The organism is Candidatus Protochlamydia naegleriophila (assembly GCF_001499655.1).
Classification (GTDB): Bacteria; Chlamydiota; Chlamydiia; order Chlamydiales; family Parachlamydiaceae; genus Protochlamydia; species Protochlamydia naegleriophila.
Genome location: NZ_LN879502.1, coordinates 1,872,931 through 1,885,645 on the forward strand (window position 1 = coordinate 1,872,931; position 12,715 = coordinate 1,885,645).

At 41.4% G+C, this 12,715-nt stretch carries 15 protein-coding genes; 9 read left to right on the top strand and 6 right to left on the bottom strand.

All coding sequences use genetic code 11. The annotated features are described in order from the left end of the window. The first annotated feature begins 79 nt into the window (after nt 1-79). Entirely contained in the window at nt 80-682 is a 603-nt protein-coding gene (locus tag PNK_RS07870; RefSeq protein ID WP_032124216.1) for a thioredoxin family protein, read from the top strand. A 241-nt stretch (nt 683-923) separates the two neighbouring features. Further along, nucleotides 924-2,342 carry a hypothetical protein gene (locus tag PNK_RS07875; RefSeq protein WP_059061335.1) on the top strand — a complete coding sequence of 473 codons (1,419 nt, stop codon included), beginning with the start codon at nt 924-926 and terminating at the stop codon, nt 2,340-2,342. A 21-nt stretch (nt 2,343-2,363) separates the two neighbouring features. On the opposite strand, the gene PNK_RS07880 is transcribed toward PNK_RS07875, so the two are convergent. Then, complete coding sequence (locus PNK_RS07880; protein WP_032124214.1) at nt 2,364-4,376, bottom strand: ATP-dependent helicase; 2,013 nt, start codon at nt 4,374-4,376, stop codon at nt 2,364-2,366. 196 nt (nt 4,377-4,572) lie between these two features. On the opposite strand from PNK_RS07880, the gene PNK_RS13445 reads away from it, so the two are divergent. After that, nucleotides 4,573-4,737: a hypothetical protein gene (locus PNK_RS13445; RefSeq protein WP_158021750.1), complete on the top strand. Its 165-nt coding sequence runs from the start codon at nt 4,573-4,575 to the stop codon at nt 4,735-4,737. A gap of 242 nt (nt 4,738-4,979) precedes the next feature. Next, complete coding sequence (locus PNK_RS07890) at nt 4,980-6,245, top strand: hypothetical protein (RefSeq protein ID WP_059061340.1); 1,266 nt, start codon at nt 4,980-4,982, stop codon at nt 6,243-6,245. A 113-nt stretch (nt 6,246-6,358) separates the two neighbouring features. On the opposite strand, the gene rnpA is transcribed toward PNK_RS07890, so the two are convergent. The 3 genes from rnpA to PNK_RS13450 are packed head-to-tail and all read right to left on the bottom strand — an operon-like array spanning nt 6,359 to nt 7,026. Further along, nucleotides 6,359-6,694 (bottom strand): ribonuclease P protein component, encoded by a 336-nt coding sequence (gene rnpA / locus PNK_RS07895; protein ID WP_231909234.1) that lies wholly within the window; start codon nt 6,692-6,694, stop codon nt 6,359-6,361. A gap of 26 nt (nt 6,695-6,720) precedes the next feature. Then, the gene (gene rpmH / locus PNK_RS13160; protein ID WP_079992872.1) at nt 6,721-6,858 is read right to left on the bottom strand and encodes a 50S ribosomal protein L34; all 138 of its coding nucleotides are present in this window, start codon (nt 6,856-6,858) and stop codon (nt 6,721-6,723) included. A gap of 18 nt (nt 6,859-6,876) precedes the next feature. Next, nucleotides 6,877-7,026: a hypothetical protein gene (locus tag PNK_RS13450; protein WP_158021751.1), complete on the bottom strand. Its 150-nt coding sequence runs from the start codon at nt 7,024-7,026 to the stop codon at nt 6,877-6,879. 250 nt (nt 7,027-7,276) lie between these two features. Between PNK_RS13450 and rpmJ the strand changes: the two genes are divergently transcribed. Together rpmJ and rpsN are read left to right on the top strand one after the other, a co-directional pair. Beyond that, on the top strand, nt 7,277-7,414 hold the full coding sequence (gene rpmJ, locus PNK_RS07900; protein WP_032124211.1) for a 50S ribosomal protein L36: 138 nt from the start codon (nt 7,277-7,279) through the stop codon (nt 7,412-7,414). 10 nt (nt 7,415-7,424) lie between these two features. Beyond that, on the top strand, nt 7,425-7,730 hold the full coding sequence (rpsN, locus tag PNK_RS07905; RefSeq protein ID WP_059061341.1) for a 30S ribosomal protein S14: 306 nt from the start codon (nt 7,425-7,427) through the stop codon (nt 7,728-7,730). Between the two features lie 389 nt (nt 7,731-8,119). On the opposite strand, the gene PNK_RS07910 is transcribed toward rpsN, so the two are convergent. Beyond that, the gene (locus PNK_RS07910; protein ID WP_032124209.1) at nt 8,120-8,599 is read right to left on the bottom strand and encodes a GYF domain-containing protein; all 480 of its coding nucleotides are present in this window, start codon (nt 8,597-8,599) and stop codon (nt 8,120-8,122) included. 636 nt (nt 8,600-9,235) lie between these two features. Between PNK_RS07910 and PNK_RS07915 the strand changes: the two genes are divergently transcribed. Beyond that, a complete protein-coding gene (locus tag PNK_RS07915) occupies nt 9,236-9,724 on the top strand; it encodes an Asp23/Gls24 family envelope stress response protein (RefSeq protein ID WP_032124208.1) in 489 nt (162 codons plus the stop codon). Continuing rightward, on the top strand, nt 9,714-10,229 hold the full coding sequence (locus PNK_RS07920) for a hypothetical protein (RefSeq protein ID WP_032124207.1): 516 nt from the start codon (nt 9,714-9,716) through the stop codon (nt 10,227-10,229). The genes PNK_RS07915 and PNK_RS07920 overlap by 11 nt, the downstream gene beginning before the upstream one ends. A 144-nt stretch (nt 10,230-10,373) precedes the next feature. Here PNK_RS07920 and PNK_RS07925 read toward each other — a convergent pair whose 3' ends face one another. Next, complete coding sequence (locus PNK_RS07925) at nt 10,374-11,831, bottom strand: FAD-dependent oxidoreductase (protein ID WP_059061343.1); 1,458 nt, start codon at nt 11,829-11,831, stop codon at nt 10,374-10,376. A gap of 239 nt (nt 11,832-12,070) precedes the next feature. Here PNK_RS07925 and mnmM point away from each other — a divergent pair, with 239 nt between their 5' ends. Next, nucleotides 12,071-12,670, top strand: a complete 600-nt coding sequence (gene mnmM, locus PNK_RS07930) for a tRNA 5-(aminomethyl)-2-thiouridylate-methyltransferase MnmM (protein ID WP_059061345.1) — start codon at nt 12,071-12,073, stop codon at nt 12,668-12,670. Nucleotides 12,671-12,715: the final 45 nt, after the last annotated feature.

A 12,715-nucleotide genomic window follows, 5' to 3' on the forward strand; every position in this document is an offset into this window, starting at 1 on the left:
AGGTTGTTTGCGGATAAACCCAAAACTCAGGTTATTATTTTAATGTTCAACAGGCATAAATTCAAGAAAGGAATGAAAGATGAAAAAAATAGCCGCTTTATTATTGGGCAGCTCATTAGCATTTGCCGCTATTCCCTCATTAGCGTTTAGCCAACCTTTTAATCAACCTTACGGACAGCCAACCCGGATGCCCAATCAAGGACAGCCAAGCCAATTTGGATCGCAAGCCTATGCAGCGGGAGGACTTAATTGGCTCAACAATTACCAAGAAGCTATTTCTCAATCCCAATCATCGGGCAAGCCAATCGTCATCCTTTTTACTGGGACTCAATGGTGCCCAGCTTGTATGAAACTGGAAAGAGAGGTATTGAATAAGGCTGAATTTGCACAGGCAGTCGGCGGCCGTTTCATCTTTTTGAAGGCAGAGTTTCCCGATTACGCCGAAGAAGCCATTTCAGCCTCACCATTCCGTTCCTTGCTTGATCGTTACGGAATCGATGCATTCCCAACAATGGTTGTCGTCGATGCCAGTGGGCAAAGACTGTATACAGTCAACTACCAAGCCGGCGGACCAGGTGTCTACATCAATGAGCTCATCCAAAAGCTCAACCCTGGCCAATTCTCCGGTCGCCAGATGACCTATCCAGTCCATCAACAGCCTTCCAATCCCTATTACCGCTAATTTATTAAAGACTTCGAAGGTTTCCCTCGAAGTCTTTTTCTCTTAAGCTATAATACTTGAGCCTAGTTTTTTAACCCGCAATTCTTTAATAATCAAAAAAAGCTTTATTTCCTTACCAATAGCCTAGATTAAAATCTTAGAAAATCATAGCTTTTGCTAAAAATTAATATGTAGTTATTAAATTAAATGATAAAGTAATCATCTTTTTCAATTAATTCATAACAGTTCGATTTTGAGCATTATGGCAAAAATCTGCAATCCAATCCACTTTTCAGAACATTTTGAAATAGATCCAAACTTGTTGCTTGAACTTGGAGTTTTAGATCCAATACTAAATGCAGATACTCCTTTATTCATCGATCCCTTACTTATCAAAAATAGTAGGCATCGAGAAATCAAAGAAAGGGGATATAAGCTTTATGAAGATTTCTTTTGTACGATTATTAAGCTTTTAAAAGTTTCTTCTAAGCAAGGTGACAAGCCCTGGAGGTCAGTTGAAGATCTTATGCATTTTCCCGAAATAAAAGGTACGTGCTTGGGGTATGGCTCACAATCTATATCAGGCAGTGGAAGCGGCCCTCATATAAAAAATGCGCTCATAAAAACAGCAAAAGAAATCATTGATTTAGGAATTTCTGACCCTGACTTATTTATAGCGATGGGACTATTTGAAGAAGGATTTGGTCCTAACAGAATTAGTGATATGACTACAGGAATTATTTTACCGGCCCTTCTGGAATTTAATGAAAGAATAACAAATGCATTAAAAATAGCCAGGCAGCCCTACAGCTTTACCTTAAAAGATGGAAATGAAATTCAAATAAATTGTCCCATAAACCCTTTTGAAAAAGGGATAACTCCCATTATTTTAGTGCCTAACGATATTTTACGAGAATTGCCCATAGTAAAAGATTGGTCTGATATAGCAAGAGCTTCTTCGCTAAACAATAATTTAAGAAAAAAAGTTAACACACATATAGGAAATATATGGCATGGCGATACAAAAAAAAATAAAGCTTTTCTTAAGCAAAGAATTTTATCAAGCAAATTAGCTTTTGATACATGCTTAGAGCTAATACATCAACCAAATATTGCTCAATCATATAACTTCGAAGAGAATTCTCTAACACTCACACAAATGCTACGCTTTGCTAGTAGTATTGTGAAAGAATATCCTTATCACATTCATCCAAGCGAAGGAATAGAAAAAATCGTAAAAAGAATCATTGAGCAATTCCGTTTTTTAATTGAAAAACGGCGGCTTTCTATAGAATTGTACCATAACGGCAAACCTCGCAAAGAAAAATCTGCTCAAAACCTCTTTTTTGCCATAGCTCATGCCTATTGTAGAGCTAACAACTTGGACATTACACCTGAAGCAGAGACGGGAAACGGGCCTGTCGACTTTAAAATTTCAAAAGGATTTGATAAACGTATAGTCATTGAAATAAAACTATCATCAAATCCAAAGCTGGTTTCAGGATATACTAGACAATTACAAACGTATAAACAAGCCGAGCAAACCGAGAAAGGTTACTACCTAGTTCTTGATGTAGGAAAAATGGGCAATAAGGATAAAGAATTGATTAAATTAAAGGATGCTTTTTCGGATATTATCTTCATTGATGCTAAACCGCGCCCTTCTGCTAGCAAGCTATAGCGCTAAAAGCATTTACTGTTCTTAAGTTGTGACACGCCAATCTGTCATGTGCAATAACTCTTTTGGAATTTCAAATAAGAAGCGGGAGGGTCTGCTAGCCATGTCTTTACCCATCCGCTTGCGCTGTTTTGCCATGCTGATGTTTAAATGCTGTTGAGCCCGAGTAATGGCCACATACATCAATCGCCTCTCTTCTTCTAATCCTGTCTCTTTCAAACTTTTCTCGTGCGGAATAATGTGATCTTCCATCCCGACTAAGAAGCAAACAGGAAACTCCAATCCTTTCGAGCTGTGAAACGTCAGCAAATTGACCTTATCTTCCTCTCGATTATCTTTTGTCGACTGCATCAGCTTGTTGTCCAAAGACAAATTGCCGATAAAAGCCTCGAGCGAACCGCTCATCTCCGGATTAGCCTGCGCTTTTTGCTCAAACTCGACGAGCGATGAGACAAACTCCTGAACGTTTTCCCACTTAAAATCGCGCATCTGCTGGCTTTTAACTTCTTCTTTGATGGCCTTTTGGTAGTCCACCTGCTCGATCAGCCATTTTAGATTCTCAGCCAAATTCCCTCTTTCAAAGCGCTCTTTCGCCTCGTTGATGATGCGCACGAATCCCTCGATTCCTTTTAAAGCCTTGCCATGTTGAATTAAATGGGCCGCCTGCCCCTCACGCCGAGCCACCTCTTCAATGACTTCCCAAAGAGGACGCTGCTCCAGCCGGTTGTAGGCCGTCAAAACATCCAAGCTGTCTTCGCCGATTCCCCGGCGAGGCTGATTGATGATGCGCAAGAGGGCTTCTTGATCGGCAGGATTGAGAATCAATCTTAAATAAGCACAAAGATCCTTGACTTCGCGCCTCTCATAAAATTCCACCCCTCCAAATATCTCATAAGGAATTCCTTGAACCCAGCGATCGCCCATCTTCCACGTTTCCTTCATCAACGTCAATTCAAATTGGCGCGACAAAGCATTAGAGCGATATAAAATGGCAAAATCCCTCCAGCGCAGCCCGAGCGTTTCTTTCATTTTGACAATTCTTTTGACCACGGCCTGGGCCTCATCAACCTCTGTTGGGGTGTGAAAAACCTCTATCGGCTTACCCTCCCCCTTATCGCTCCACAAAACCTTGCGGTGCCGTTGCTGGTTGTGATCAATGACTGCATTGGCAGCTTTTAAAATGACATTTGTCGATCGATAATTTTGCTCCAACTTAATTAACGTCGCGTTCTCGAATTCTAAAATATTTTTAACATCCGCTCCACGCCACCCATAAATGGATTGATCGTCATCTCCCACAACGCACAGATTGTGATACTTCGCAGACAATAAAGAAGCGAGCCGATACTGGATAGGATTGGTATCTTGATACTCATCAATCATGATATAGCGAAAACGCTCTTGATAGCGATCGAGCACATCTGGAAAACGCTCAAATAATTCGACGGTCAATCCCAATAAATGGTCGAAATCCACCGCATTATAAGCACGCATGCTAGATTGCAAACGACGGTAAACATCTTGAGCAAAGGAGTCATGCCAAGACGATTCCGTTCCTTGAATGCTTTCTGGTGCCAATCCTTTATTTTTTGCCTGACGAATGGCATTGAGCGTCGAAGCTAAAGAGGGCAATTCTCCTTCATGCTGAAGAATATCGCGTACAATCATATTGATGAGACGCTGCACATCTTGTTCATCATATAAACTAAATTTGGTCGTATAGCCCAATCTACCAATATCTTGCCTCAGTACTTGCATGCAAAAACTATGAAACGTACAGAGCATAACCTGCTTAGCCGCCTGCGCATCTACAAAGGTGGCTAAACGATGCCGCATCTCTGCCGCCGCCTTATTGGTGAAGGTCAATCCCAAAATAGACTTGGGAGATACACCTAAATTGCGAATCAAATAGGCCATACGCATGGTTAAAACTCTCGTCTTACCACTCCCAGCTCCAGCCAGAATCAATACTCTTCCATCCACGAGCTTCGCCGCCCGCTTTTGATTGGGATTCAACAGGTCTAATTGTTTTTCCATACTTCGTCATCTTGTAAAATCAATGAGAAATAAAGGGTGACAGATCGCCCTTTTATTGACAATAAGATCAAATAAATCGCTAATCGATTTAAAAATAAAAAATAAATTTTGTATGGTAAAATTCCATTTGATAAAAAGAAAATCGCTAGAAGAAAGAACATAGTTAAAATACGATAATAAAAAAAGAATCAATACCATGATCCCTTCTATCCATTCAAAATGCCTTTTGACGATTCAAGCCGGTAAACCGGTCATCGGTTTCAATAAACGTTTACCAGAACCCGACAAAAATTTGGTGAATGCCTGCCGCCAAGAGGACAGCTGTCAGTCATTCACCAATTTTTTTTCGATCACGTTCTAGAAACCTAAGCCGGCCCCTGTACCTGCTCCATTTACCCTCTCTTATCCCCATTGATTTTCAAGCTGCTCGTTAATAACCCTTTTAACAAGCACGCAAAATCTTAAATTTAATAAAAAAGAAATTCAATGCAACACGCTCAATATAAATCATTTAACTTTGACAAGTTAAGCAATTAACTATATTATCGACACCCACTTACAAATAACAAAAAAAAAGAACTATAAAAACAAATATAAACTATAATGATTCATTCGATTCAAACTAATTCGGCTTGTCTATGGACGATACAACCAGGCAAACCCCTTCCCGGTTCTAGCAAACGTAAAAACGAACAAGGGAAAGGTAATTATGGAGCTTGCTATCTTTACGCTTCTAAATTGATTGCCAATTTTTTTAATGACTCTCCTCAGTCCATTCAAATTCAAGAAAACGATCGAAAGAGACTGTCCGGCTTTCGAAGGACCATACACGATTTCGCGACGACTACATGGCCGCATCGCGCTTTAGTCTGTGATTATGTTTCTGAACTTTTAAGAGAAAGAAAAACATCTCCTATGGCAGATGAAGATTTAAAAAAATGGATACTTGCTAATCAAAAAGCCATTCTTTTAAAAATTGCGGCGATGGGTGATGCGAAGGAAAAAGTTAAAACGGCTCGTGAATTTTTTAAACGCTATAAAGAGAGTGGGCAGGCCGACATCCATACCTTTTATTGTGATCTCTTTGCCGAAGAGAAAATGACTATTTTCTCCTCTTTCTTAAGTGCCTATATCGACATGGAAAACGCCAAAGAGTGCAAACGGCAAGAGCATGAAGAGTTTTCTCAATGGATCGCGTTGAGCTCTTTGCAAGAGGACTTCACGCGTTTATCCAAGCAAAGGCAGCTATCAATTATTCATCAGATTTTTATTGATCAAATCAAAGAACTGTATCAATTGACGCCCACCAGCTGGACTCCTTTAGATTCGATTGATCAATTAATAGTATTGTTAAAAAACGTCGGCCCCGTTGTAACAGAGGGCTTTCTTGGAAGCTCCTATGGACCCCATTCGCCTACTTTATCCACATCTACAAGTGATTATGAAATGTATGAATGGCAGGATCCCATCAAGCTTGTGGAACAGCCAAAGACTGCTCATACCGTTGTTCTCGTTGGCGCTGAAAAATCTCCAGTCCCTTCAGTTTTTTTAGTCGATCCGATCGATCCTAGCCTCCTTGAAGGAAAAAGAAAAATCTACAAACTTTCCTATAATGATTTTTGCAAGCTCGTTTTAGACAGCAAAGGAGCGAGCCGAGTCGTGAATCAAGAATGGCAAAATGTGCAGGACCGAGCCTTGAAATACCTTTACTACCGCTCTAATCCAGCAGTTTCTGCCGCATTCACGTATAAAAAGCCCTTCTATCCAACAGCTAAGCAGCAATTGATTGCCCGTATAATCGTAATCAGCCTAATCATCTTGACTGGCGGATTCGTATTGAAAACATTCGGTCTTGATCAGAGTAAATAAAAACCCCATTCGTGAGTTTATCAGTCCATGAGTCACTATCAAAACGCTCATTTGAAAAACTCACGAATCAAAACTACCCAATCACCCCCAAACATTCCCAAGAACGTTTGAATTTAAACTTGATTACTCTTGAGCTGATCTGAAAAGGCCTTTTCAATGAGAGAAAATAACTCTTTTTGAATATCTAAGCTGCTAGCTTGATGCGCCAACGTACGCGGTTTGACGACAAGCAAAAACGAACCAGGAAACTGTTGATAAGATAAACGGAAAGCTTCGCGCACAACGCGTTTAAAACGATTGCGGTCGTGCGCTTTTCCGAATTTACGGGTGACGGTAATTCCAAGCCGAGAAGTAGGCTCTTTACTAGAACGGATATCAACGATAATCCATTGGCCGACATAACGTCGGCTTCCATGAGCCATGCGCTGGTACTGACGACGAGTACGCAAGCGCACTGACTTAGGAAATCGATGAGTTAGACGCGTGTTAATTGCTTACGTCCGTGTCTACGACGTCTATTGATAATTTTGCGTCCGTTGGCTGTGCTCATTCTTTTCAAAAATCCATGCTCAGAAGAACGGCGACGCTTGCTTGGTTGGTAAGTACGCTTCACGGTTAATTTCCTTAAAAATTAAAATTCAATGTTGGTAAAGCCCAGTATTCTTGGCTTCAAACGTTTAAACATGACAAGAGGATAGCGATTTTCAATAATAAATGCAAGGGGTAAATCTTTGCCGCTTGGGGTTCCAGCACCAGCCCCCGATTTATTCCTCTCGCTCAACTTCTCCTATATATAAAAGGATCTCTCCATTATATTCCATGTTAACGACCAAACAACTAAAAAACATCTCCACTAGGAAACTCCAGCACTCGCATTTACAGATCTTAGACATGTAATGCTCTAATGCGATTATCTTCTAAGCAATCCAATGCAGATTCTCGCAGAAAAAAGGTTGAATAAAATTGCATCTTGATTTATAACTAATGCTTACTTTATAACCTTTACTGATTAACTCAATTAGGGAATCCTCATGAAAGTCAAAGCATCGGTCAAAGCTGATCCTTCTAAAGGCGATATTCTTGTTCGTCGCAGTGGTCGTTTGTATGTGATCAACAAAAAAGATCCAAATCGCAAGCAGCGCCAAAAAGGCCCAGCCCGTAAAAAATAAGGAAGAAAACATGGCGAAAAAGTCATCTGTAGAAAAGCAAAAGCGCCGCGAAAAACTTGTCAAGTTAAAATGGGACAAGAGGCAAGAGCTGCGCGAAAAAAGTTATAACATGAATCTCAGCGAAGAAGAAAGAGAGCAGGCTCGCATTGCCCTCAACAAAATGCCTCGCGATTCTTCTCCTATCCGTTTAAGAAACCGTTGTCAACTGACTGGGCGCCCACGCGGATTCTTGCGCAAATTTAAACTTTCTCGTTTAACGTTCAGAGAATTAGCCTCTATGGGAATGATTCCTGGTGTAACGAAATCAAGCTGGTAAGCTGAGCCATTTAGCGCTCAATAGACTAAAAGTCTGCTTAACCCTGAAGATTAAAGGATGACAACTGTCATCCTTTTTTATACCTAAAATTCATCTCCCCATTCCCAACTACCTCACAGAGACAAAAAGACAATCCCTCCTTAAGTAAGAGTAAGTTTTTCTTGTGAATGCAAGGAAGAGTCACCCACCGCTGCTGCGCACTTCCTCTACAGTCAGCATACTACATTCTGCCTCTCTTTATCGCCCAAGTTCGTATAATAGGATGTAAAAGTGGGAAACCAAGAAAGCGAATGCGCAATAGGCCGAAACAAGGATTGTTAAACGATCTTAAAGCCCATCGAAATGAGCTCCAAGCAAAAAGAATAGTGGATCAAATAGGGAGCAAGCACTTATTGCTTGCTCAAAGCATCTTTCAATTCAGGCAGCTGCTCAACTTTCTGCCACTGCCCCATCCCTTCTGTCCACACATAACTAGTAAGCTCCAACAAGCCCCTATTCCACATCTCTCTTAAAGCAACAATGCTAACAGGACCCATTTGCTGATGCTCTTGATCTAAGTAATACCACAGCTTACTCTCTTCTTCTTTCCAAGCTGGAACAGGAGCTAGAGGGGGCGACATATGCTCTAAAGAAGGATCTGGTCTGGATACTGTCATGGTTGGCTGCCCTTCACTAGCATCTTCTTCGCGAAGAGAAGGAAGAAAGAAAAGGATTAAAGGAGCAAAGACACCTAACAAAACCCCTAAAATAAACCAGATTGTAAAACTGCGCCCTTTTCGATCGGCATAATAAGCTGTTAAACTCGCAATGATGACTAAAATAATAAAACTCACAATCATTTGCATTGTTGAGGGTTCCTGATGAGGCATGCTCAATCCTTTCTAGTTAAATGGTTGAATCAAATCGTTTGAGGATTTTATTTTTTTGTGAATCACTTAAAGCATCTAAAAGCGTTGAAAACGACTTAGCAGCTTTCTTCCACTAGACATCTTTCGAAATCATTAATGATTCATCTTTGAGATGATTCTCTCAATTGATTATCCCCTTATCTTTTGGACACAATGGCAAATCATGATCACTCTCGAAAAAAGTCTACTAAAGCACAAAAACTTTTGAAAAGCCAGCTTTCTCTATACCTTCCGCGAGTCGCTTGCTTCTTGCAACAGAACACTCAAACGCATTAGTTTTTCATAGCGCTGGACAACGCTAAAATCTCTGAAGTTGCCAGATCGTATCCCTTCCCTACTAGCCTATAGAGACTCTCTTAAGACGGAAACTTGTGCACCAGCCCAAACTGCAAGAAAATTAATAATTGGGTACTAGTCAGATTAAAATCTTCATGCTAATCTAATTGTATACAAAGTACCTGAAGAATAGGCTTTTAGACAACGTGAAAGACACAAGAATGACGTGGTAACAAACAAAGCCTTCTAATCAAACCTAAGAAAGAATAGTCTGGTTTTTTGTATACGAAACAGCTGCCACTCAGACCAGGAGAATTACTCATGATAGACCCTAAAGTAAAAGTTGATAAGAAGAGAGTCGACACTAAAGAATTTGAAATTCCTGAAACTGTTTTTATACGCGACATTGAAAATAAAGTTTTTCAATCCATTGTCTTGCAATGTCTAGCTCAAATTGACGGTATAAGCCTGGTTGAAGGAAACTTTATTGATCATTTGCTCGGCCGTAGTGCTGAAGGCGTAAAAGGCATTTATGCTGAGCAAGATGATAAAAGCCAGTCGGTCACGATCAAAGTCGAAGTCAATATTCAATTTGGCATCTCAATCCCAGAAAAAGCTGAAGAAATCCAGACCAACATTGCTGAAGAAATCACTAAATTGACAGGTCTGCACGTCGCCTCTGTGCACGTAGTCTTTAAAAATGTCATCTCGGTTGAACAAGCTCATAAGTTAAGTCAGCAAGGCGCAACTCAAGGCCCCCCGACACTGATGGGATCAAATCTAGGCGAAGAGTACTCTGATGAATTTTAAATTTGGGCGCTTTTTCCACCTAGCAATTAGCTTCATCCTAGGAACCTTTTTCTTTACCATGGGAGTTTTTAGCATTGCCCTCCCATGGTCTTCCCATCTGCAAGCTGCAACCATTCGATTTCTAACAGAAAACGCTTTAATCCTCTCCTTATTTGGACTTGGATTTGCTTTAGTCGGACTGTCGATTGTCATTTATACTTTTTTGAGCACAAGACACCACTACGCCCATGTCAGAATAGGTAGCCGCGCCGTAACAATTGATGAAAACCTAATAGAGCAATATCTAGAAGCCTATTGGAAAGAGCGTTTTCCACAGCATCACATTCCTTTCTATTTAACCATCCGCAACCAGTCTTTGCAAATTGTCGCCAATTTCCCTCATCTACCAGAGCCGGAACAGCAGCTATTACTAGAGGGAATCAATCAAGATTTCAAGGGGCTGTTTGGAGATCTACTCGGGTACCCGCATGACGTCCATTTGATTGCCAGCTTCGACACAGCCTAAGCAATTCGCATCAAGTCCTCCTTAAGCTGATGCTTGCATGCATCTAGCAGGAAATGCTCTTGGATGTGATTGACTCGGTTTGAGCTATGCATCCACTCAGATAACAACCTCCCCCTTCAATACAATCAAAGCCTCATCAGAGTGTCAATTGTGTGCCTGGCAAACTAATTCCACACCAGACTGAGATACAAGGGACTTTTTAACAAGTTTCGCTTGGCTTGCCTCTTGCGCAGCACGAGCAATCAAAAGCGCCGTTTGCAGGGCATTCGAAAAATGGATTTGATCGATCGTAAGATTCTCTGGCTGGATACAATTTGCTCTTTGCAGTTCCTCTAAGAGCATACACCCTCGCTTTAAACGAGCCTTATCGCGCTTGATTCCTACATAATGCCACATCAAATGCTTGAGCAAATACCAATCTTCTTGAAGAATACTTTCCGACTGTTGTTGAATCACATAGTCCCGTTCCTTTAATTCTGGGAAATAATAAATAAATTTAGATAAATGCTTGACAACGTCTTCAGCGCAAGCCGTCGCCCATGTAAGACTTTCCAATACGCTAATCGCTTCATCACAAAATTCATAAAATAAGCCAGTACAAGCAACTTCACCAAGCGCACGCAAACGCTGCAGACTCGTTTGTCCTGTGCGATCAACTGCAATGCCGCCTCCTGTATAGCGTGCTACAGGGATAATTGGTAAGGGGTCTTTAGCGATATTAAAACCATGATTTAGACAAAAGGTATCTACTGCTGGAAACTTGTCTTTTAAAGACACCGGATCCAATATAGTTAAATCAAGCCATAAATGATCGACATGATGCGCTTGCAATGCATCATAAATAGGCTCGCTCAATTGGCTTGCCAATCCAATATCTTCTGATGGCATGGACTTCAACACATGCAGCTTGCCCCCTGCCTGCAAAAGCTCCAAAGGCAAGGGAAAACAAGGCTTATCTTTTTCGTATAGTCCCAATGGATGGAATTGGATGTTTTCCATATTCAAAAGCCGCACCCCCGCTCGATGGGCAATCGACAATCCCCCACCTCTGGCCATAGCTGGATGAGTTGAATAAGGAAATAAAGACGTCGCGCCCCCGGTTGCTAAAATCACTTCCTTAGCCAAAATAGTTTCCACTTCTCCCGTGGCATGATGGTATAAAACGGCGCCTAAGCAGCTGGGCTTTTTATAAACATCTCCGTAAGCCAAAGAATGTTTATCCAAAGTCAACAATTCAATGAAACTATGGTTGGCAATCCACTCAATATCGGGGAGTTGCTTGAGCTGTTCTTGCAAACAACGATGAATATCGACGTTGCCATTGCGATCGACCAAGTAATGAGATTCTAATAATTCATCCACGCTTTTTCTTGCGTGCGAGACCAGCTGCGCCATTGCTCGCGAACAGTTTTCTCGCTCAACTAACTGGAGAGCCTTCAACTTATCCTCGAATTGTCCATGCTGAATAAAAGGTGCATGGTACGCACGTTGATCAAAAGAGGAGGTTACAATGGTAACTGGAACGCCGCGTTTCGCCAAAGCCAGGGCAACGGCACAACCAGCAATTCCAGCTCCTACAACAAGAACGTCTTTTACTTTCATTCTCTCCCCCTTAACTGACCAAATTTAAAATACTCCCTTAGGCTTTACCGAAAGTTTCTTAAGAATTCAAATATTTTCTAATCTGATTTTTAAATCAGATAAATCGAACCTCCTCGAATTAGCTCTTGAGTTAGATTGAGAATTAATCTTACAAATGGGCATGATAGACGCGATTGCTTTCGTGAGTGCCGACCTTAAGGCTTTTTCACGACCCTAAACACCAAACCCAATCATTTTTTATGCGCTCTACCTATCCTCTCTTTCAATCTCACCTCGACTTAGCCCATCACTACTGGTCAAAACTCCTCAAGCCAGGTGACAGAGCGATCGATGCCACCTGCGGTAATGGCCATGACACCTTAAAATTATGCCAACTGGCCTTATGCCAAAGCGAAGGAGAAATCTATGCGCTCGATCGCCAAAGCGAAGCCATAGAAAATACAAAAGCCTATTTGAATCAAAATCTTCTGCCCAGCCAAATCGAACACATTCACCTTATCCTCGGCTGCCACTCCCAATTCCCTGCATCTATTACACCCACTAGCATCAAACTGATTGTTTACAATTTAGGCTATTTGCCAGGAGGAGATAAAGCGGAGACGACAGAAACTTCAACGACCTTACTAAGCCTGCAAGAGGCTTTAAACTTAGTTGTGCCAGGCGGTGCAATTAGCGTGACTTGCTATCCCGGTCATCTGGAAGGCGCTCGTGAGGAAGAGGCTATTCTGGAATGGATTAAAACCCTTTCACCTCTCGAATGGAGCGCCTGCCATCACAAATGGATCAACCGAAGGCATGCCCCAAGCCTCTTGCTGCTGCAAAAAGCAAATCGCAAATGAACTCGGTGAAAATATAAAGATAGATGAATGAATAGGCCCATCTCT

Coding starts and splice junctions, on each gene's coding strand:
- PNK_RS07875 (WP_059061335.1), top strand. CDS start 924: ATGGCAAAAATCTGCAATCCAATCCACTTTTCAGAACATTTTGAAATA.
- rpsN (WP_059061341.1), top strand. CDS start 7,425: ATGGCGAAAAAGTCATCTGTAGAAAAGCAAAAGCGCCGCGAAAAACTT.
- rpmJ (WP_032124211.1), top strand. CDS start 7,277: ATGAAAGTCAAAGCATCGGTCAAAGCTGATCCTTCTAAAGGCGATATT.
- PNK_RS07910 (WP_032124209.1), bottom strand. CDS start 8,599: ATGCCTCATCAGGAACCCTCAACAATGCAAATGATTGTGAGTTTTATT.
- mnmM (WP_059061345.1), top strand. CDS start 12,071: ATGCGCTCTACCTATCCTCTCTTTCAATCTCACCTCGACTTAGCCCAT.
- PNK_RS13445 (WP_158021750.1), top strand. CDS start 4,573: ATGATCCCTTCTATCCATTCAAAATGCCTTTTGACGATTCAAGCCGGT.
- PNK_RS07870 (WP_032124216.1), top strand. CDS start 80: ATGAAAAAAATAGCCGCTTTATTATTGGGCAGCTCATTAGCATTTGCC.
- PNK_RS07925 (WP_059061343.1), bottom strand. CDS start 11,831: ATGAAAGTAAAAGACGTTCTTGTTGTAGGAGCTGGAATTGCTGGTTGT.
- PNK_RS07880 (WP_032124214.1), bottom strand. CDS start 4,376: ATGGAAAAACAATTAGACCTGTTGAATCCCAATCAAAAGCGGGCGGCG.
- PNK_RS07915 (WP_032124208.1), top strand. CDS start 9,236: ATGATAGACCCTAAAGTAAAAGTTGATAAGAAGAGAGTCGACACTAAA.
- PNK_RS07920 (WP_032124207.1), top strand. CDS start 9,714: ATGAATTTTAAATTTGGGCGCTTTTTCCACCTAGCAATTAGCTTCATC.
- PNK_RS07890 (WP_059061340.1), top strand. CDS start 4,980: ATGATTCATTCGATTCAAACTAATTCGGCTTGTCTATGGACGATACAA.